This is a genomic window from Streptomyces sp. MAI_2237 (assembly GCF_054189285.1).
This window is the reverse complement of the sequence record NZ_JAJPGQ010000003.1, coordinates 3,398,641-3,418,818: the sequence shown is the minus strand read 5'-3', so window position 1 is coordinate 3,418,818 and position 20,178 is coordinate 3,398,641. Positions and strand designations below refer to the sequence as shown.

The following is a 20,178-nucleotide window of genomic DNA, read 5'->3' as shown; positions in this document are numbered from 1 at the left end:
CGGCGAGCCCAGCGGCGCGGGAGCAGCGCGGTTGCCGTCGCCGCCAACTCACGCCCAGGCAAGGGCCCTTTGCTCGGGAGGTCGCGTCGTACGACGCCCCGGCCGCCGCACTCCCCCGGCCGCGCTCACCGCCAGCGCGCCGAGCAGGGCGAGTACGGCGGCCGGGGCGAGGACCGCCCACGGGGCACGCTCGGCGTAGGGCTGGTTCTCGGCGAGCAGCAGCCCCCATTCGGGCGACGGCGGCTGGGCGCCCAGGCCGAGGAAGGCCAGCGAGGTGAGGGCGAGGGCGGTGCCGGGCAGCCGGAGCAGGGCGTGGCGGGTGACGGGCGGGACGACGGCCGGCAGCAGTGCGCGCCGGAGCAGGTGCCGGCGGCCCGCGCCCAGTGCGCGGGCCGCGGTCACGTGCGGCGCGGCCCGCTCCTGGCGCAGCAGCGCGGAGGTGTGCGCGGCGAGCGGCGCCCAGGCGACGGCGCTCACCGCGAGGGCGGGCGTGGCCGGCCCGCTGCCCACGACGGCGGTCACCAGCAGCGCGCCGAGGACGGGCGGTACGGCGTTGACGGTGTCGGCCGGCGGCCCGGACAGGCGGGGCAGCGCCCCGAGCACCAGGCCGGCCACAAGGGCGACGGCGCCGATCACGGAGGCGAGCAGCAGGGTGTCGAACGCGCCGTGGGCGACCCGGGCCAGCAGGTCGCGGCCGAGCGCGTCGGTCCCGGCGAGTACGTCGTCGTCGACATGACGGTCGGCGCGGACGCGTGCGCCTCCACCTCACGTTCCTGGTGGTGGAGCCGACCCGCCAGGGCGTATCGGTGTACCGCCAGTTCCGCGACCACGCCCGGGAGTTCGGGATCCGCATCGCGGTCGTCGGGAACAAGGTGAACGGCGAGGACGACGTGCTCTTCCTCAAGGAGCAGGTGGGTGACGACCTGCTCACCCACCTGGTCCACTCGCCCTGGGTGAGAGCGAGCGAACAGGGCCGCCCGCAGGGCGAGTTGGAGGAGCGCAACCGTCACGCCCTGAACGTCCTGCGCGCGGCGGCGGACGCCCGCCCCAGGGACTGGGCCACCCTGCACCGCCACGCCGTCGAGTTCCACCTGCGCAACGCCCGCGCGTGGGCGGACCGCGCCACGGGCGAGGACCTGGCCCGTCAGATCGACCCGGAGTTCGTGCCGGGCCCGACGGCACTGACCTGACCGCCCCCTTCACTCACACACTGACGACCAGAACGGACACCCCCCATGTCTCTCGACGTCTCCCCCGAGCTCCTCGCCGAAGCCGAGTCCGGTGACATCCGTGAGGAGGACTTCGTGGCCACCGTCCGCGCGTCCCTCCCCTACGCCTACGACCTCATCGCCTCCCTGGCCGCCCAACTCGACTCGGCAGAAGCCGAGTTCGCCGACAACCAGACCCCGCCGCCGTCCGAGAGGGAGCGCGGGCAGCTGCTGCGCGCCCTGGCCGGCGACGCCATCCGGGGCAGCCTGGAACGCCACTTCGCCATCGAATTGGCCTTCCAGAACTGCCACCGCGTGGCGGCCTTCCGCCCGGGCGCACGAACCACCGGCGGCACCTACGACCGGTTCACGTCCGCCCGCTCCCAGGTTCTGAACCAGGCACCGGAGTTCAGGGACTGCTGACCGCGCCGTCCGGTCACGCGGCGTTCCGGGCCCGTCCCCGATGGGCCCGGACGATGTCCGCGTACCGGTGGCCCGTGCCCTTGATCGTGCGTTTCTGGGTCTCGTAGTCGACGTGGACCAGGCCGAACCGCTTGTCGTAGCCGTACGCCCACTCGAAGTTGTCCAGCAGGGACCAGGCGAAGTAGCCGGCCAGGGGGGCGCCCTTGCGGACGGCGGAGGCGCAGGCGGCCAGGTGCTGTTCGAGGTACTCGGCGCGCTCGGGGTCGTCGACGGTTCCGTCGGGGCGTACGACGTCCGGGTAGGCGGAGCCGTTCTCCGTGACGTACAGGCGGCGGACCGGGTACTCGTCGGTGAGGCGCAGCAGGAGCGTCTCGAGGCCGCTCGCGTCGATCTCCCAGTCCATGCCGGTGCGGGGCACGCCGAGCCGGCGCACGGAACGGACGCGGGGCGCCGGGGCCGAGGGGTCGTCGGCGACGATGGACGGCATGTAGTAGTTCAGGCCGTGCCAGTCGAGCGGCGCGGCGATCTTCGCCAGGTCGCCCTCCCGCTCGGGCAGTTCGACGCCGTAGACCTCGCGCATGTCGGCCGGGAAGCCGCGGCCGTACACCGGGTCCAGCCACCAGCGGTTGATGTGGCCGTCCTGCCGGCGGGCGGCCGCCATGTCCTCGTCGCGGTCGGTGGCGGCGTGCACGGTGGAGAGGTTGGTGACGATGCCGACCTGGGACGACGGCGCCGCGGCGCGGATCGCGTCGACGGCCAGGCCGTGGCCGAGGAGCAGGTGGTAGGAGGCGCGGACGGCGGCCGTCAGGTCGGTCAGGCCCGGGGCCATCCGGCCCTCCAGATGGCCGATCCAGGCCGAGCAGAGCGGCTCGTTGAGCGTGGCCCACTGGGTGACGCGGTCGCCGAGGCGTTCGGCGACGGCCGAGGCGTAGTCGGCGAAGGCGAGCGCGGTGTCCCGCTCCGGCCAGCCGCCGCGGTCCTGCAGGACCTGGGGCAGGTCCCAGTGGTAGAGCGTGACGAACGGGGTGATGCCCGCCTCCAGCAGGGCGTCGATCAACTCGTCGTAGAAGGCGAGGCCCTTGGGGTTGACCGGGCCGTCGCCGCCGGGCACCACGCGCGGCCAGGCGACGGACAGCCGGTAGGCGTTCGTGCCGAGCCGGCGCATCAGGCCGATGTCCTCGCGCCAGCGGTGGTAGTGGTCGCAGGCGACGTCTCCGTTGTCGTCGCCCTCGACCTTGCCGGGCGTGTGGGAGTAGGTGTCCCAGATCGACGGGGAGCGGCCGTCCTCCGCGACGGCCCCCTCGATCTGGTACGCCGCGGTGGCCGTGCCCCACAGGAAGTCGCGGGGGAAGGCGGCGAGGTCGATGCGGTCGGACACGGAAGTCCTCTCAAGACGGTGGGAGTGGGTCACTTGACGGCACCCGCCGTCAGCCCGGCGACGAGATAGCGCTGCAGCAGCAGGAAGCCGGCGACCACGGGCACGCTGACGACCAGCGAGGCGGCCATGATCTGGTTCCAGTAGACGTCGTTGAGCGTGGAGTAGCCCTGGAGGCCGACGGCGAGGGTGCGGGTGGTGTCGTTGGTCATGACGGAGGCGAACAGCACCTCGCCCCAGGCGGTCATGAAGGCGTAGACGGCGACCGCGACGATGCCGGGGATCGCGGCCGGCACGACCACCCGGAACAGGGCGCCGAGCGGGCCGCAGCCGTCCACCAGCGCCGCCTCGTCGAGGTCGCGCGGCACCGAGTCGAAGTACCCGATCAGCATCCAGATGGAGAAGGGCAGCGAGAAGGTCAGGTACGTCAGGATCAGTCCGCCGCGCGAGCCGAACAGGGCGATGCCGGTGGCGTTGCCGATGTTGACGTAGAGGAGGAACAGCGGCAGCAGGAAGAGGATGCCCGGGAACATCTGCGTGGACAGCACGGTGACCGTGAAGACGCGCTTGCCGCGGAAGCTGTACCGGCTGACGGCGTACGCGGCGAACACCGCGATCACCACCGAGCAGACGGTCGCCGCGCCCGCCACGATCAGCGAGTTGGCGAAGTAGCGCGCCAGCGGGACCGTCGACCAGATGTCGATGTACGGGCGGATCGTCAGACCGCTGGGCAGCCACCGGAACTTGCCGGTGACGTCCGCGAGCGGCTTGAGCGAGCTGGAGACCATCACGTACACCGGGACGAGCACGAACCCGGTGAGCAGGGTGAGGAAGACCCGGCGCGACCACAGGAACGAACTGGGGGGCGCCATGGGGGACTTAGACATCGCCGGTCCTCCGTCCGCGCGAGGTGAGCGCCAGGTACACGCCCGTCACGACGAGCAGGAACAGCAGCAGCAGCACGGACATGGCGGAGCCGGTGCCGAAGTTCCAGGTGACGAACGAGGCCTGGTAGATGTGCACCGAGATCAGGTCCGCGGCCTCGGGCGCGGACTTGCCGAACAGGACGTACGGGGTGTTGAAGTCGTTGAACGTCCACAGGAACAGCACCAGCAGCAGGACCTGGTTGACCGGGCTCAGCGACGGCAGGGTGATGCGGCGGATCTGCTGCCACATCCCGGCGCCGTCCAGGGCCGCGGCCTCGTACAGCTCCCCCGGGATGTTCTGCAGGCCGGCCATGACGATGAGGAAGGCGAAGGGCCAGCCCTTCCACACCGACACCGTCAGCAGGGCGTAGAAGCTGTTGTCGCCGATCAGCCAGAAGGACGGCTTGTCGGTGAGGTGGAGCTGGTCGTGCAGGACGTGGTTCACCAGGCCGTTGTCGTGCTGGAACATGAACACCCAGGTGATGACGGCCGCGTAGACCGGCAGGGCGTACGGCACCAGGAACAGCGCCCGCAGCAGGCCGCGGCCGGTGAAGGTGTCCTGCATGTAGATCGCGGCCGCGGTGCCGATCAGCCAGCACAGGCCGACGGAGAGCAGGGTGAAGGCGACGGTGACGAAGAAGGAGTGCAGCAGCGCCTCGCCGACGGGGGCGTCGAAGTCCACCGACACCTTGTAGTTGCCGAGGCCGGTCCAGGGCGCGGTGCCCCAGTCGCGGATGTAGAACTGCGTGAGCTCCTTGAAGCTCATCACGATGCCGATCACCATCGGCACCAGGTGGACCAGGAGTTCGAGGATCAGGGCGGGCAGGAGCAGCAGGTACGGGAGTCCGGCGCGGCGGATCCGCCCGGTGCGGCGACGCGGTTCGCGCGTCGCCGCACCGGCGGGACTCCCCCTCAGCGGTTCCTTGAGGGTGGTGGTGGTCATCGGGCTCACTTCGCCGGCATCTGCTGCTGGGCCTTCTCCAGGGCCGCCTTCACCGAGGCGGTGGTGACCGCGCGTCCGGCCGCCACGTCGGCGAACAGGTTCTTGACGGCCGTACCGACCGCCGTCTCGAACTGCGACTCGTCGGCGACCTGCGGCAGGGCGGCGGCGCTCTTGGCGAGGGTGTCCTTCAGGACCGCGTTGGCAGGGGAGTTGAAGGCCGCGTCGGTCTGCGCGGTCTTGACCGGCGGGATCGAGCTGTACGCCGTGTTGAGGATCTTCTGCTCGGCGTCGCTGGTCATGAACTTCACGAACTTCGCCGCGCCGTCGAGGTTGTGGCTGTTCTTGAAGACGGCCAGGTTGATGCCCGCGACCATCGAGTTGACCTGGGTGCCGGTGCCGGGGGTGCCGGACTGCACGGGGACCGGCGCGATGCCGTACTGGTCGGGGCTCATGCCCTGCGACTTGAGGTTGGCGGACGCGGACTGCCACAGCAGCATGGCCTGCTTGCCCTTGGCGAAGTCGCTGACGGACTGGTTCTGCGCGTACTCGGCGTCGCCGGTCGGGATGACCTTGTCCTTGGCCATCAGGTCGACGTACTGCTTGACCGCGTCGACGACCTTGGCGTTGGTGAAGTCCGCCTTGCCGTCGGCGGTGAAGAACTCGCCGCCGTGCTGCTTGGCGAAGACGAAGACGTGGTGGATGTTCTCGGAGAGGTTCGAACCCTCCGCGCCGAGCGGGGACTTGCCCTTCGCGGAGATCTTCTTGCCGTCGGCGACGAGCTCGTCCCAGGTGGCCGGGGGCTTGGAGATGCCGGCGTCGGCGAAGATCTGCTTGTTGTAGTAGAGGGCGTAGGCCATCGAGTACAACGGGACGGCGGCCGGGTCCTTGCCCGCCGCGCCGGTCGAGCCGAGCGCCGAGTCGACGAAGCGGTCCTTGCCGCCGATCTTGGCGAGATTCTTGGCGTCCCAGGGCAGCAGCGCGCCGGTGGCCTGCAGGGACGCGCTCCAGGTGTTGCCGATGTTCAGGACGTCGGGGCCCTGACCGGAGGTGGTGGCGGTGAGGATCCGGTTCAGCAGGTCCGACCAGGGGACCACCTCCAGCTTCACCTTGATCCCGGTCTGCTTCTCGAACTTGTCGAGTTCGGGCTGCAGGACCTTCTTGTCGACGGCGATGCTCGCGCCCTGGTTGGAGGCCCAGTAGGTGAGCGTCTTCGGCGAGTCGTTGGACCCGCCGCCGTTCGACGAACCGCCTCCGCAGGCCGTGGCGGCAAGGGCGAGTGACACGGTGACGGCGCCTACGGCCGCGGCTCGGATGCTGCGCATGGCTCCCGGTGTCCCTTCGGGGTTTGCAATCATGGCTTAATTTAGGACGTGAGTTAAACCTCCGGAGAGGAACTCGTCAAGGGGTACGGCAGCCCAGGGGCAATCCGGTCCCGACTCTTGACGCGAGTGTTCGGACAGTTGAAGCATGCACCGCCAAGAGAGCGCTCCCAGACCGCACCCCGTTCACTTCCCGAACAGGAGAGCCGCCGTATGCCCCTGCCCGACATAGGCCGCAGAACCGTCCTCGGCGCCGCCGCCGCTACCGCGCCCGCACTGCTCGGACTGTCGGCGCCCGCGCACGCCGCCCCCGAGACGCCCAGGAAGCCGCACCTCCTCCCCGGTGGCGGCGACCTGGGCCCCAACGTCCTGGTCTTCGACCCGTCCACCCCGGACATCCAGGCCAGGCTGGACGAGGTGTTCCGGCGGCAGGAGTCGGCCCAGTTCGGCACCGGCCGCTACGCGCTGCTGTTCAAGCCCGGCACGTACCACGGCCTCAACGCCCAGCTCGGCTTCTACACCTCCGTCGCGGGCCTGGGCCTGTCCCCCGACGACACCACCATCAACGGCGACGTGACGGTCGACGCCGGCTGGTTCGGCGGCAACGCCACGCAGAACTTCTGGCGTTCGGCGGAGAACCTGGCCCTCGTCCCGGCGAACGGCACCAACCGGTGGGCGGTCGCGCAGGCCGCGCCGTTCCGCCGGATGCACGTGCGCGGCGGCCTCGACCTGGAACCCACCGGCTACGGCTGGGCGAGCGGCGGCTACATCGCCGACAGCCGGATCGACGGCCAGGTGGGCCCGTACTCGCAGCAGCAGTGGTACACCCGGGACAGCGCGATCGGCAGCTGGCTCAACGGCGTGTGGAACATGGTCTTCTCGGGTGTCGAGGGCGCCCCCGCGCAGAGCTTCCCGAACCCGCCGTACACCACCCTCGACACCACCCCGGTCTCCCGCGAGAAGCCCTTCCTGTACGTCGACCGCGCGGGCGCGTTCCATGTGTTCCTGCCCGCGAAGCGCACCGACGCGCGTGGCGTGACCTGGGGCAACGGCACCCCGAGGGGCACCTCGCTGCCCCTGTCGCGCTTCTACGTCGCCAAGCCGGGCGTCTCCGCGGCCACCCTCAACCGGGCGCTCGCACAAGGGCTGCACCTGCTGCTGACACCGGGGATCTACCACCTGGACCGGCCCGTCCAGGTGAACCGCCCCAACACCGTGGTCCTGGGCCTGGGTTACGCCACACTGATCCCCGACAACGGCGTCACGGCCCTGCGGGTCGCCGACGTCGACGGCGTCCGCCTCGCCGGCCTGCTCATCGACGCCGGGCCGGTCAACTCCCCGACGCTGCTTGAGGTCGGCCCGCGCGGAGCCCACAAGGACCACTCGGCCAATCCCACCACCGTGCAGGACGTGTTCGTGCGCATCGGCGGCGCGGGTCCCGGCAAGGCCACCACCAGCATGGTGATCAACAGCCGGCACACCATCGTCGACCACACCTGGGTCTGGCGCGCCGACCACGGCGACGGCGTCGGCTGGGAGACCAACCGGGCCGACTACGGCATCGTCGTCAACGGCGACGACGTGCTGTGCACGGGCCTGTTCGTCGAACACTTCAACAAGTACGACGTCCAGTGGTACGGGCAGCGCGGGCGCACGATCTTCTTCCAGAACGAGAAGGCGTACGACGCCCCGAACCAGGCGGCGATCCAGAACGGCCCGGTCAAGGGGTACGCGGCCTACAAGGTCGGCGACCACGTCACCGCGCACGAGGGCTGGGGACTGGGCAGTTACTGCTTCTACAACGTCGACCCGAGCATCGTGCAGCACCATGGCTTCGCCGCCCCGGACCACCCGGGCGTGCGGTTCCACGACCTGCTCGTGGTCTCCCTCGGCGGCCAGGGCCAGTACGAGCACGTGATCAACGAGACGGGAGCCCCGACGTCCGGAACGTCGACCGTGCCGTCCACGGTGGTGTCGTACCCCTGAGCCGGGGGCGGCCCCGCCCGCGTGGGGCGGGGCCGCCGCGGCATCACCGTGCCGGTGCCGGCGCGTAGCCGGTGGGACGGGCCGTGAAGGTGCCGCGGCCCTGCGTCCGGCTGCGCAACCGGGTGGCGTAGCCGAAGAGTTCGGCCAGCGGCACCGTCGCCGTCACCACCGCCGCGCCCGACCGGGTGAGCGAGCCCGAGACCCGGCCGCGGCGCGCGGCGAGGTCGCCGAGGACGGCGCCGACGGCGTCCTCGGGGACGCTCACCGTGACCTCCACGACCGGTTCGAGGAGAACCATCGCGCAGGCCCGCAGGGCCTCACGCAGGCCCAGCCGGCCCGCGGTGCGGAAGGCGGTGTCCGAGGAGTCCTTCACGTGCGTGGACCCGTCGGTGAGGGTGACGCGCAGCCCGGTCACCGGGTGCCCGCCCAGCGGTCCCTCGCCGAGCGCCTCCCGGCAGCCGGCCTCCACCGCGCGCACGTACTCCTGCGGCACCCGCCCGCCGACGACGGCCGACTCGAACGCGAACCCCTCCTCCAGCGGCTCGACATCGAGGACGACATGGGCGAACTGCCCCGCCCCGCCGTCCTGTTTGACGTGCCGGAAGACGAAGCCGGACACCCCGCGGCCCACGGTCTCGCGGTGACTGACCGCGGGACGGCCGACGTTGACCTCGAGGCCGTGGACGCGCCGGAGCTGCTCCGCCGCGACCTCCAGGTGCAGTTCGCCCATCCCCGACAGCACCGTCTGACCGGTCTCCGCATCCGTCCGGACGACCAGTGAGGGGTCCTCCTCGGTCAGCCGGACGAGCGCCGCGGCCAGCCGGTCGGTGTCGGTGGACCTGCGGGCCTCGACGGCGACCGAGACCACCGGCTCGGTGGCGCCCGGCGGTTCGAGCACGAGCGGGGCGCGCGGGTCGCACAGCGTCGAGCCGGCCCGGGCCGACTTCAGCCCGACCAGGGCGACGATGTCCCCGGCCGGCGCACGGTCCACCTGGGTGTGGCGGTCGGCCTGCACCCGCAGGATGCGTCCGACCCGCTCGCCGCGGCGCGCGCCCGCGTCCCACACGGTGTCCCCCTTCCCGATCGTTCCCGAATAGATCCGCACGTACGTCAGCCGCCCGGTCGGCGTGGCGTGCACCTTGAACGCCAGCGCCGCGAACGGCGCCGCCGGGTCGGCCGCCCGCTCCTGAGCCGTACCGTCGTGGCCGCCGCGTACGGCGGGCACGTCCAGCGGCGAGGGCAGGTAGGCCACGACCGCGTCGAGCAGGGGCTCGATGCCGCGGTTGCGGTAGGCCGAACCGCAGAGCACCACCACGCCGTCGCCGCTGCGGGTCAGGTCCCGCAGGGCGGCGGCCAGGGTGCCGGCGGACAGCTCGTCGCGGCCGACGAACTCCTCCAGCGCCGCCGGGTGCAGCTCCGCGACGGCCTCCTCCAGCAGCCTGCGGCGCCGCCGCGCCTCCTCGCGCAGGGCCTTCGGCACCGGCATGTCCTCGGGCGCGTCGCCGCCCTCGGCCCAGACCAGCGCGCGCATGCGCAGCAGGTCGACGACGCCGGTGAAACGGTCCTCCGCGCCGATGGGCAACTGGACGACCAGGGGCGCCGGATGCAGCCGGTCCCGGATCGAGGCGACGGCCGTGTCGAGGTCGGCGCCCGCCCGGTCCAGCTTGTTGACGAACGCGATCCTCGGTACGCCGTGCCGATCGGCCTGCCGCCACACCGACTCGCTCTGCGGCTCGACGCCGGCCACCGCGTCGAACACGGCGACCGCGCCGTCGAGAACTCTGAGCGAGCGTTCCACCTCGGCGGCGAAGTCGACGTGGCCCGGGGTGTCGATCAGGTTGATCCGGTGGCCGTCCCAGGCACAGCTGACGGCCGCGGCGAAGATGGTGATACCCCGGTCGCGCTCCTGCGGGTCGAAGTCGGTGACGGTGGTGCCGTCGTGGACCTCGCCGCGCCGGTGCGTGGTGCCGGTGGCGTACAGGATCCGCTCGGTGACGGTGGTCTTGCCCGCGTCGACGTGGGCGAGGATGCCGAGATTGCGGACGGTGGTGAGGGCATCGAGGTGGGTGCGCACGGCCCGTTGGCCTTTCTGGTGAATTCGGAGCAGGGCGGCGCGATTCCCGGACGTGGCGGAGCGCAGGGCGGGCCTGCGGGCTCAGACGCGCGTCGCGGGCATCCGGTACCGGCCGCGCAGCGGGCACCGGACGGACGGGGACACCAGGATCACCTCGTACCGCGAGCGGGGGACGACGACAGCGGTGCGGTACGGCACGGCCGGTCTCCCCTCGTCACTCGGCCCGCGCGTCACAGTGACGCGCGGTGCGTGGCGAGTGTAGGGAACCGCGAGGCCACGGGGCATCACCTTTTTCCCGCCGCTCCGCTCAACGACCGCCCTGTCGATGTCAGATGGCCCCCGCGCGCCCCGGCGTCAACCCGTGCGCCCGGCCGGCCCCCCGCGCGGGTGGTTTACGGCCGCCGGATCCGGTGAGGCGGCTGTAATGTCCCAGTCGCAGACCACAGCCGTGGCCCCCGTGAAAGCCGCACCTCGCGAAGGCGCACCGCAGGCGGCGGGTTCCCTCCTCGGCGTGCGGGAGCCTCGGGCGAAGCAGCGTGACGCCTACTTCGACAACGCGAAGTACCTGGCGATCGTGCTGGTGGCGATCGGCCACGCGTGGGAGCCGCTGCGCGACGACAGCCGGGTGGTCAGCGCGCTCTACAACTTCGTCTACGCCTTCCACATGCCGGCGTTCATCGTCATCTCCGGGTACTTCTCGCGGAGCTTCGACGCGAGCCCCGGCCGGATCAGACGCCTCGTGACCGGGGTGGCCGTGCCGTACGTCGTCTTCGAGACGGCGTACACCCTTTTCACCCGCTGGACCGACCAGGAGCCCGACCGGCCCATCAGCCTGCTGGACCCCCTCTACCTGACGTGGTTCCTCGCCGCGCTGTTCGTCTGGCGGCTGACCACGCCGCTGTGGCAGCGCGTGCGGTGGCCGCTGCCGATCGCGCTGACCGTCGCGGCGCTCGCCACCCTCTCCCCGGACATCGGCAACGACCTCGACCTTCAGCGCGTCCTGCAGTTCCTGCCGTACTTCGTGCTCGGGCTGTGCCTGCGGCCGGAGCACTTCCGGCTGGTGCGGCGGTGGCGGGTGCGGCTGCTGGCCCTGCCGGTGCTGGCGGGCGGGGCAGCGGTGTCGTACTGGGCGGAGCCGCGGATGACCGGGGCCTGGTTCTACCACCGCGACAGCGCCCAGGAGCTGGGGGCGTCCGCGTGGTTCGGGCCGGTGATGACGCTGGCCGCCTTCGGCTTCTCGATGGTCCTGGTGGCCTGCTTCCTGTCCTGGGTGCCGGGTCGGCGGTTGTGGTGCACCGTGCTGGGCGCCGGCACGCTCTACGGCTACCTGCTGCACGGCTTCGTCGCCCAGGGCTCCAAGTACATGGGCTGGTACTCCCCCGACTGGATCCACCGCCCGCTCGGCGTGCTCACCGTCACGCTGGCCGCCGGCGCCGTCGTGACCCTGCTGTGCACACCGCCCGTACGGCGCGTCTTCCGGTTCGTCGTGGAACCGGACATGAAGTGGGCGTTCCGGAGGGAGCCGCGCGAGCGGGCCGCCGTTCCCGCGCAGACTCGCGAGCCGGGAACCCGGACCGGCTCCCAGGCGTTGTCCTGACAAGCACCGAGCGATGCGAGGAGTCACCCCTTTGTCCGCCAGACCGACGGACCCCCGGGGACCCGGTCCCCGACCGTCCCGCCGCGGTGAGCCCCACCGCGGCACCCGGCCGGACGCCCCCTTCCGGCCGTCACGCACGTGAGTACCGCGAGCGCCGTCTGGGGCCTGCTGGCCGTTCTCCTGCTGACCGCAGGCACCGGCTATTTCGTGGCCCAGGAGTTCGCCTACGTCTCCGCCGACCGCCTCGCCCTGGCCCGTGAGGCGCGGGCCGGGGACCGCCGGGCAGCGCGGGCACTGAAGGTGCTCGAGCGGCTGTCGTTCATGCTGTCCGGCGCCCAGCTGGGCATCACGGTCACCGGCCTCGTCGTCGGTTTCATCGCCGAGCCGTCCGTGTCCGCGCTGCTCGGGCCCGCCCTGTCCGGCGTCGGCGTCCCGGACGCGGCCGTCACCGGCGTCTCCGTGGTGCTCTCCTTCGCCGGCGCCACGGTGGTGCAGATGGTGCTGGGCGAGCTGGCCCCGAAGAACCTCGCCATCGCGGTGCCCGAGCGGCTGGCGAAGGCGCTGGCCGCCTCGACGCTGGCCTATCTGAAGGTCGTAGGGCCCGTCGTGCGGATCTTCGACGACGCGGCGGACCGGCTGCTGCGCCAGACCGGCATCGAGCCGGTCGAGGAGCTGCACCACGGCGCCACCCTGGAGGAACTCGGCCACATCATCGGCGAGTCGCACGAGCGGGGACGGCTGCCCAAGGACACCGCCGAGCTGCTGGACCACGCGCTGGAGTTCTCCGAGCGCACCCTGGACGAGGTGATGGTGCCGCGCGCGGACACCGTGTTCGTCCGGGCGGACGCGAGCGCCGCCGAGGCCGTCGACCTCATCGGCAAGTACGGCCACTCCAACTATCCGGTGCTCGGCGAGCACCCCGACGACGTCGGCGGCGTGCTGGGCGTGCGCGAGCTGATGCGGCTGCCCGCCGACCGGCCGGCCGCGACGAGCGCCGGCGCGCTCGCCCGGCGCGCGCTGCTGCTGCCCGACACCCTCCCGCTGCCCCGGGCGGTCGAGCGGATGCGGGAGCGGGACGACGAGTTCGCGGTCGTGCTCGACGAGCACGGCGGCGTGGCGGGTGTCGTCACCTACGAGGACATCGCCGAGGAACTGGTCGGCGACATCGCCGACGAGTCCGACACCGTCACCCGCCTCGCGGTCGCCGACCGCGACGGCTGGCTGGTGGACGCCGGGCGCCGGCTGGACGAGATCGCCGAGGCCACCGGCATCGAGCTGCCCGCGGACGACGACTTCGACACGGTGGCCGGCCTGGTCGTGGACCGTCTCGGCCGCTTCCCGGCCGTCGGCGACCGGCTCACCGTCGAACTGCCCGACGGCGGCCGCGCGGTGATCGACGTCCGTGCAGTGGACCGGCACGTGCCCGAGCGCGTGCGGATCACGCGGCCGGTGCGACGGACGGAGGAACGGCGTTGAGTTTCCCGATGGCTCTCTTCGTCACCGTGGTGCTGCTGATCGGCAGCGGCTTCTTCGTGGCCGCCGAGTTCGCGCTGGTCGCCGCCAAGCGGCACCGCATGGAGAAGGCGGCCGCCGAGGAGCGGCGCGGAGCGCGGGCGGCCCTGGACGGCATGCGCGAACTGTCGCTGATGCTGGCCGGCGCCCAGCTCGGCATCACCGTCTGCACCCTCGGCCTGGGCTCGGTCTCCAAGCCGGCGATCTCGCACTCGCTGGACCCGGTGCTGCGCGCGCTGGGCCTGCCGGGCGCGGTCAGCTACGGCATCGCGTTCGCCGTCGCCATGATCGTCGTGGTGTTCCTGCACATGGTGGTGGGCGAGATGGCCCCCAAGTCCTGGGCGATCGCGCATCCGGAGCGCTCGGCGATGCTGCTCGCGCCGCCGTTCCGGGCCATGGTGACGGCCGTACGCCCGCTGATCTCACTGCTCGACGCCGTCAGCAACGCGCTGGTACGGCTGTGCCGGGTCACCCCGCGCGACGAGTCGGCCTCCGTGCACAGCCGGGAGCAGCTGACGCACCTCGTCGCGGAGTCGCGGCGGCTCGACCTGATCAGTGAGAGCGACGCCGAGCTGATCACCCGCTCGCTGACCGAATCCGAGACTCCGGTGGGCGCGCTCCAGGTCCCGGCCGCGCGGATCACCTCGGTGGACGCCGCCGCCGATGCCGAGGAGGTGCTGCGCGCGGCGGCGGCCGGCGACCGCACCCGCCTGCTGGTCCGCGACGGGGATCGCGTCCTCGGCTCCGTGCACGCCCGGGACGCCCTGGTGACCCGCGCCCGGGGCCGCGGCACGCGCGCCCGGGACATGGCCCGCCCGGTGCCCGAGCTGGCCGCGGACACCACGGTCGCCGACGCGATCGACGTCCTGCGCGCACACCGCGCCTCGCTCGCCGTCGTCCGCGACGGCACCGGCCGGCTGACCGGCATGGTGACCCTGGACGACCTGCTGGCCCGCTTCCTGCAGCCGCGGGCGGCCTGACCGGGCCGCCGCCGGCCGGCCCGCGAAACGCGAAAGACCCCTGATCAACAGGGGTCCTTGCTGGTGCTGGTGTCCGAGGGGGGACTTGAACCCCCACGCCCGATAAAGGGCACTAGCACCTCAAGCTAGCGCGTCTGCCATTCCGCCACCCGGACCAGGTGTCTGCCGCCGGACAGGGGGTGTTCCCCGCGGCGACAGACACAACAATACCAAGCTTTCGGAGTGCGTTTCACCTGCGTATCCGTGTGCCGCCGGGGGGCGTCCGCGGGCCCGGAAGCGGGCACCGGGACGCCGGCCGGTCGTCGGTCACGGCATGAGGTGGTAGTCCGGGAAGTTCCCCGGCAGCCGCTCCTGCGCCGGGCCCCGTGTCACGGCGCGGACGAGGAGTTCGCCGCCGACGAACGCCCCGCGCCAGGACGCCCCGAAACCGCCGAAGAGCTCGTCGCGGTCGCCGCGGGAGCGGGCCTTTCCGTGGCCGACCTTGAACGCGCGGATCTGCGGGGCGAGCCGGTCGAAGGTGGACCGGTCGTCGGTGGAGAGGGTGGCCACCAGCGCGCCGTTGGAGGCGTTCATCGCGGCCAGCAGTTCCGCCTCCGTGTCGACCAGGACGACGGTGTCGACCGGGCCGAAGGGTTCCGCGTGGTGCAGCGGCGAGGACGGCGGCGGGTTCAGGAGCGTGACGGGCTGGACGTAGGCCGAGGTGTCCTGGCCCGGCAGGAAGCGGGCGTCTGCCTCGCGGCCGCGGTGCAGCGGCACGGCGCCGCGGTCGACGGCCTCGGCGACCTGGTCGCGCAGTTCCTTGGCCTTGGCCGCGTTGATGACGGGCCCGACGTCGAGTGCGGGGAAGGGGTCCTCCGGGCGTTCGACGGCGAGCGGGTGTCCGACCCGCAGCGTGCGCACCGCCGGCAGGTAGGCCGCGAGGAAGTCGTCGAAGAGCTCCCGCTGGACGACGAAGCGCGGGTAGGCCGTGCAGCGCTGCTTGCCGTAGTCGAAGAGCTTGGGTACGGCCGCTGCGAGCGCGTCCCAGTCGGAGTGGTTCCAGATGCCCCAGGTGTTGAGTCCCTCCTGTTCGAGGATGTGCCGTTTGCCGAGGTCGGCGACGGCGGTGGCCACGGCGGCGCCGGTGTCGCGGCCGCCGACGAAGGAGACACAGCCGATCTCGGGCGCCCGCACCAGCGCCGGGGACAGCTCTCCCCCGCTGCCGCTGACGAGGGTGACGGGGAGGCCCTCGCGGGCGGCGAGCGCGCAGGCCAGGGTGAGACAGGCGAGGCCGCCGTCGGTCGGGGTCTTGGCGATCACCGCGTTGCCCGCCAGCGCCTGCACGAGCAGGGCGTGGACGAGGACGCTCATCGGGTAGTTCCAGCTGGCGATGTTGGACACCGGGCCGTCCAGCGGGGCCCGGCCGTCGAGCATCGGCTCGATGCCGTCGACGTACCAGCGCACCCCGTCGACGGCCCGGTCGACGTCCGCCTGCGCCAGCCGCCAGGGCTTGCCGATCTCCCAGACGAGGAGCAGGGCGAGCAGGTCGCGGTGGGCGGTGAGGGCGTCGAGGGTGGCGGCGACGCGGGCCCGGCGTTCGTCCAGGGGTACGTGCCGCCAGGCGCGGTGCCGGTCGAGGGCGGCCCGTACCGCCTGGTGCGCGGTGGGGCCGTCGAGGCGGGGCGGGCCGGCGATCGGGCTGCCGTCGACGGGGCTGGTGGCGGGCAGGGCCCGGCCGTCGGCCTGCCAGGAGCCGGCCCAGAGGTTGAGGACGCGGTCGTCCCGGAAGGCCTCCGGGGCGACGGTCAGGCAGCGCTGCCAGGCGTCTGCCCAGGATGTGCCGGATTTGAGGGTGAGGGTGGGGGTGGCGGTGGTGAGGGTGGATGCCATTCGGTTGCTCCGCTTCCGGTGCACAGTCGGGGGCGGGGAGATGGATGGCTCACGTCAACCATGGGTGAGCGACCGCGGCTCTTCCAGACGCGTGAGCACGAGTTTCGCCGTTTCGGTCGGTGTGCCGCCCACTCGCACCCCGGCCGCCTCCAGGGCCTCCTTCTTCGCCTGCGCGGTGCCGGTGGAGCCGGAGACGATCGCGCCCGCGTGGCCCATCGTCCTGCCCTCGGGTGCGGTGAATCCGGCGATGTAGCCGACGACGGGCTTGGTGACGTGGTCGCGGACGTAGGCGGCGGCGCGTTCCTCGGCGTCGCCGCCGATCTCGCCGATGAGGACGATCAGTTCGGTGTCCGGGTCGTCCTGGAAGGCGGCCAGGCAGTCGATGTGGGTCGTGCCCACCACCGGGTCGCCGCCGATGCCGACGCAGGTGGAGAAGCCGATGTCGCGCAGTTCGTACATGAGTTGGTAGGTGAGGGTCCCCGACTTGGACACCAGGCCGATGCGGCCGGGCTTGGTGATGTCGGCGGGGATGATGCCGGCGTCGGACTGTCCCGGAGTGATCAGGCCGGGGCAGTTGGGGCCGATGATCCGGGTGCCCTTCCGCTTCGCGTACGCGGTGAAGGCGACGGAGTCGTGGACCGGGATGCCCTCGGTGATGACGACCGCGAGGCCGATCCCGGCGTCGGCCGCCTCGACGACGGCCGCCTTGGCGAAGGCCGGTGGGACGAACACGACGGTGACGTCGGCGCCGGTCGCGTGGACGCCCTCGGCGACCGAGCCGAAGACGGGGACGGCCCGCTCGTCGAAGTCGACGGTGGCGCCCGCCTTGCGCGGGTTGACGCCGCCGACGATGTCCGTGCCGGCCGCGAGCATGCGCCGGGTGTGCTTCATGCCCTCGCCGCCGGTCATGCCCTGGACGAGGACCTTGCTCTCCTTGGTGAGATAGATGGCCATGTCCGTCTCCTCAGGCGGTGGTGGCGAGTCGGGCGGCGCTCAGGGCGGCGCCGTCCATGGTGGTGGCCTGCTGGACCAGCGGGTGGGCGCGCTCGTCGAGGATGGCGCGGCCGCGGGCGGCGTTGTTGCCGTCGAGCCGGACGACCAGCGGTTTGGTCAGCCGTACGGTGTCCAGCGCCTGCACGATGCCGTCGGCGACCGCGTCACAGGCGGTGATGCCGCCGAAGACGTTGACGAACACCGATGTCACGTCGGGGTCGGAGAGGATGACGGACAGCCCGTCGGCCATGATCTGCGCGGAGGCCCCGCCGCCGATGTCGAGGAAGTTGGCGGGGCGGGCGCCGCAGCCGGCGACGACGTCGAGGGTCGACATGACCAGTCCCGCGCCGTTGCCGATGATGCCGACCTCGCCGTCCAGCTTCACGTAGTTGAGGCCCTTGGCGACGGCCGCCGCCTCCAGCGCGTCGTCGTGCTCGACGTCGTCGGCGCCCCAACGCGTCTGCCGGAAGCGGGCGTTGTCGTCGAGGGTGACCTTGCCGTCGAGTGCGAGGATCCGGCCTCCTTTCGTGCGCACGAGCGGGTTGACCTCGACGAGCAGCGCGTCCTCGCGGACGAGCACCTCCCACAGGCGGACGAGGACGTCGACCGTCTGCGCCGGCAGCCCCGCCGCCTCGGCGATCTCCGCCGCCTTCGCCGACGTCACGCCCTCGGCCGGGTCGACGGGGATACGCGCGACGGCCTCGGGCCTGCTCGCGGCGACCTCCTCGATCTCCATGCCGCCCTCGGCGGAGGCGATCGCGAGGAAGGTGCCCGCGGCCCGGTCGAGGACATAGGAGACGTAGAACTCGTCCTCGATGTCCACGGGTTGGGCCAGCATGACCGTGCCGACCCGGTGGCCCTTGATGTCCATGCCGAGGATCTGGCGGACCGTGAGCTCCGCGGCGGCCGGGTCCGCGGCGAGCTTCACGCCGCCGGCCTTGCCGCGCCCACCGGTCTTCACCTGAGCCTTCACCACGACGCGCCCGCCGAGGGCGCGGGCGATCTCGCGGGCCTTCTTGGGTGAGTCCGTCACCTGGGCCCTCGGCACCAAGATGCCGTGTTCTTCGAAGAGTTCCCTTGCCTGGTGTTCGTACAGGTCCATCTCGGCTCCTGTCTGCGAAGTCATCGCGAGGCCGAACTCCGATGACTGGAAAGTGCCGCACGCCCCCTGGACACCACCCACCGGATGCGGGATAACAAGGTTCATACAGTATTCGTCGACTGTATGCAATGTACCGCGAGAGCGTTCCCACCCCCTACGAAGGGACAGGACTTCGCCATGCCCGACGACACCCAGGACGTGATTTCCGGCGGTCACCTCGTCGCCAAGGCTCTGAAGGCCGAAGGGGTCGACCGCATCTACACGTTGTGCGGCGGCCACATCATCGACATCTACGACGGCTGCGTCGACGAGGGCATCGAGGTCGTCGACGTACGACACGAACAGGTCGCCGCCCACGCCGCCGACGGCTACGCCCGGATCACCGGCCTGCCCGGTTGCGCGGTCGTCACCGCGGGCCCGGGGACGACCGACGCGGTCACCGGTGTCGCCAACGCCTTCCGCGCGGAGTCCCCGATGCTGCTGATCGGCGGTCAAGGGGCCCTCACCCAGCACAAGATGGGGTCCCTGCAGGACCTGCCGCACGTCGACATGATGACGCCGATCACCAAGTTCGCGGCGGCCGTGCCGGACACGGCGCGCGCCGCCGACATGGTGTCCATGGCGTTCCGCGAGTGCTACCACGGCGCGCCCGGCCCCTCCTTCCTGGAGATCCCGCGCGACGTGCTGGACGCCAAGGTGCCGGTGAGCAGGGCACGCGTGCCGAAGCCGGGCGCCTACCGCGCCTCGACCCGCTCGGCCGGTGATCCCGAGGCCATCGAGAAGCTCGCCGACCTGCTGGTGCACGCCGAGAAGCCGGCCATCCTGCTGGGCAGCCAGGTGTGGACGACCCGCGGCACCGAGGCGGCCGTGGAGCTCGTACGGACCCTCAACATCCCGGCGTACATGAACGGCGCGGGCCGCGGCACCCTGCCGCCCGGCGACCCGCACCACTTCCAGCTCTCGCGCCGGTACGCCTTCTCGGGCGCCGACGTCATCGTCATCGTCGGCACGCCCTTCGACTTCCGCATGGGCTACGGCAAGCGGCTGTCCCCGGAAGCGACGGTCGTCCAGATCGACCTCGACTACCGCACCGTCGGCAAGAACCGCGACATCGACCTCGGGATCGTCGGCGACGCCGGGCTGGTGCTGAAGTCGGTGACCGAGGCGGCCTCGGGACGCCTCAACGGCGGCGCGGCCAAGCGCAAGGAGTGGCTGGACGAACTGCGGGCGGCCGAGCAGACCGCGCTCGAGAAGCGGCTGCCGAGCCTGAAGTCGGACGCCTCGCCGATCCACCCGTACCGCCTGGTCAGCGAGATCAACGACTTCCTCACCGAGGACTCGATCTACATCGGCGACGGCGGCGACATCGTCACCTTCTCCGGGCAGGTCGTCCAGCCCAAGTCGCCCGGCCACTGGATGGACCCGGGCCCGCTCGGCACCCTCGGCGTCGGCGTCCCCTTCGTCCTCGCCGCCAAGCAGGCCCGGCCCGACAAGGAGGTCGTCGCCCTCTTCGGCGACGGCGCCTTCTCGCTGACCGGCTGGGACTTCGAGACCCTCGTCCGCTACGACCTGCCGTTCGTCGGCATCGTCGGCAACAACTCCTCGATGAACCAGATCCGTTACGGCCAGAAGGCCAAGTACGGCGAGGAGCGCGAGCGGGTCGGCAACACCCTCGGCGACGTCCACTACGACAAGTTCGCGCAGATGCTGGGCGGTTACGGCGAGGAGGTCCGCGACCCCGCCGACATCGGCCCCGCCCTGCGCCGCGCACGCGAGTCGGGCAAGCCGTCGCTGATCAACGTCTGGGTCGACCCGGACGCGTACGCCCCCGGAACCATGAACCAGACGATGTACAAGTGAGGTGAACGCCC

14 protein-coding genes, 1 tRNA gene and 2 pseudogenes are annotated in these 20,178 nt (G+C 71.8%); 7 read left to right on the top strand and 10 right to left on the bottom strand.

Features of this window, described 5'->3' with window-relative positions; translation table 11 throughout:
* Positions 1 to 48: 48 nt before the first annotated feature.
* Positions 49 to 711: pseudogene (locus LN251_RS26035) on the bottom strand (ABC transporter permease); the annotation flags it as partial.
* Here LN251_RS26035 and LN251_RS26030 point away from each other — a divergent pair.
* Both LN251_RS26030 and LN251_RS26025 read left to right on the top strand, forming a co-directional pair.
* A pseudogene (locus LN251_RS26030) lies at positions 706 to 1,190 on the top strand (ATP-binding protein); the annotation flags it as partial. The pseudogenes LN251_RS26035 and LN251_RS26030 overlap by 6 nt on opposite strands.
* Before the next feature lie 45 nt (positions 1,191 to 1,235).
* Positions 1,236 to 1,631: an SCO5389 family protein gene (locus LN251_RS26025; protein WP_458246516.1), complete on the top strand. Its 396-nt coding sequence runs from the start codon at positions 1,236 to 1,238 to the stop codon at positions 1,629 to 1,631.
* Between the two features lie 13 nt (positions 1,632 to 1,644).
* Here LN251_RS26025 and LN251_RS26020 read toward each other — a convergent pair whose 3' ends face one another.
* From LN251_RS26020 to LN251_RS26005, 4 genes are read right to left on the bottom strand one after another with little or no spacing between them, the layout of a single operon-like run.
* Positions 1,645 to 3,009, bottom strand: a complete 1,365-nt coding sequence (locus tag LN251_RS26020) for a GH1 family beta-glucosidase (RefSeq protein ID WP_458246515.1) — start codon at positions 3,007 to 3,009, stop codon at positions 1,645 to 1,647.
* A 29-nt stretch (positions 3,010 to 3,038) separates the two neighbouring features.
* Complete coding sequence (locus LN251_RS26015) at positions 3,039 to 3,878, bottom strand: carbohydrate ABC transporter permease (protein ID WP_058922053.1); 840 nt, start codon at positions 3,876 to 3,878, stop codon at positions 3,039 to 3,041.
* A gap of 7 nt (positions 3,879 to 3,885) precedes the next feature.
* Positions 3,886 to 4,875: a carbohydrate ABC transporter permease gene (locus LN251_RS26010; protein ID WP_458246514.1), complete on the bottom strand. Its 990-nt coding sequence runs from the start codon at positions 4,873 to 4,875 to the stop codon at positions 3,886 to 3,888.
* A gap of 5 nt (positions 4,876 to 4,880) precedes the next feature.
* On the bottom strand, positions 4,881 to 6,197 hold the full coding sequence (locus LN251_RS26005) for an ABC transporter substrate-binding protein (protein ID WP_458246513.1): 1,317 nt from the start codon (positions 6,195 to 6,197) through the stop codon (positions 4,881 to 4,883).
* A gap of 210 nt (positions 6,198 to 6,407) precedes the next feature.
* Between LN251_RS26005 and LN251_RS26000 the strand changes: the two genes are divergently transcribed.
* Positions 6,408 to 8,180, top strand: a complete 1,773-nt coding sequence (locus tag LN251_RS26000) for a coagulation factor 5/8 type domain-containing protein (RefSeq protein WP_458246512.1) — start codon at positions 6,408 to 6,410, stop codon at positions 8,178 to 8,180.
* A 43-nt stretch (positions 8,181 to 8,223) separates the two neighbouring features.
* Here the strand turns inward: LN251_RS26000 and fusA are convergent, their stop codons facing one another.
* Complete coding sequence (fusA, locus tag LN251_RS25995; RefSeq protein WP_458246511.1) at positions 8,224 to 10,254, bottom strand: elongation factor G; 2,031 nt, start codon at positions 10,252 to 10,254, stop codon at positions 8,224 to 8,226.
* 424 nt (positions 10,255 to 10,678) lie between these two features.
* Between fusA and LN251_RS25990 the strand changes: the two genes are divergently transcribed.
* The 3 genes from LN251_RS25990 (at position 10,679) to LN251_RS25980 (ending at position 14,343) form a co-directional block, all read left to right on the top strand.
* Complete coding sequence (locus LN251_RS25990) at positions 10,679 to 11,851, top strand: acyltransferase family protein (protein WP_458246510.1); 1,173 nt, start codon at positions 10,679 to 10,681, stop codon at positions 11,849 to 11,851.
* 138 nt (positions 11,852 to 11,989) lie between these two features.
* Positions 11,990 to 13,327, top strand: coding sequence for a hemolysin family protein (locus LN251_RS25985; RefSeq protein ID WP_458246509.1), 1,338 nt, complete (start codon positions 11,990 to 11,992; stop codon positions 13,325 to 13,327).
* Complete coding sequence (locus LN251_RS25980) at positions 13,324 to 14,343, top strand: hemolysin family protein (protein ID WP_458246508.1); 1,020 nt, start codon at positions 13,324 to 13,326, stop codon at positions 14,341 to 14,343. Before LN251_RS25985 ends, LN251_RS25980 begins: the two co-directional genes overlap by 4 nt.
* A 67-nt stretch (positions 14,344 to 14,410) precedes the next feature.
* Here the strand turns inward: LN251_RS25980 and LN251_RS25975 are convergent.
* From LN251_RS25975 to sucC, 4 genes are all read right to left on the bottom strand, one after another.
* A tRNA-Leu gene (locus LN251_RS25975) sits at positions 14,411 to 14,498 on the bottom strand.
* A gap of 151 nt (positions 14,499 to 14,649) precedes the next feature.
* On the bottom strand, positions 14,650 to 16,212 hold the full coding sequence (locus tag LN251_RS25970; RefSeq protein ID WP_458246507.1) for an aldehyde dehydrogenase family protein: 1,563 nt from the start codon (positions 16,210 to 16,212) through the stop codon (positions 14,650 to 14,652).
* 54 nt (positions 16,213 to 16,266) lie between these two features.
* On the bottom strand, positions 16,267 to 17,166 hold the full coding sequence (gene sucD, locus LN251_RS25965) for a succinate--CoA ligase subunit alpha (protein ID WP_458246506.1): 900 nt from the start codon (positions 17,164 to 17,166) through the stop codon (positions 16,267 to 16,269).
* Between the two features lie 10 nt (positions 17,167 to 17,176).
* Entirely contained in the window at positions 17,177 to 18,307 is a 1,131-nt protein-coding gene (gene sucC / locus LN251_RS25960; protein WP_458246505.1) for an ADP-forming succinate--CoA ligase subunit beta, read from the bottom strand.
* A 177-nt stretch (positions 18,308 to 18,484) separates the two neighbouring features.
* On the opposite strand from sucC, the gene LN251_RS25955 reads away from it, so the two are divergent.
* A complete protein-coding gene (locus LN251_RS25955) occupies positions 18,485 to 20,167 on the top strand; it encodes a thiamine pyrophosphate-binding protein (RefSeq protein WP_458246504.1) in 1,683 nt (560 codons plus the stop codon).
* Positions 20,168 to 20,178: the final 11 nt, after the last annotated feature.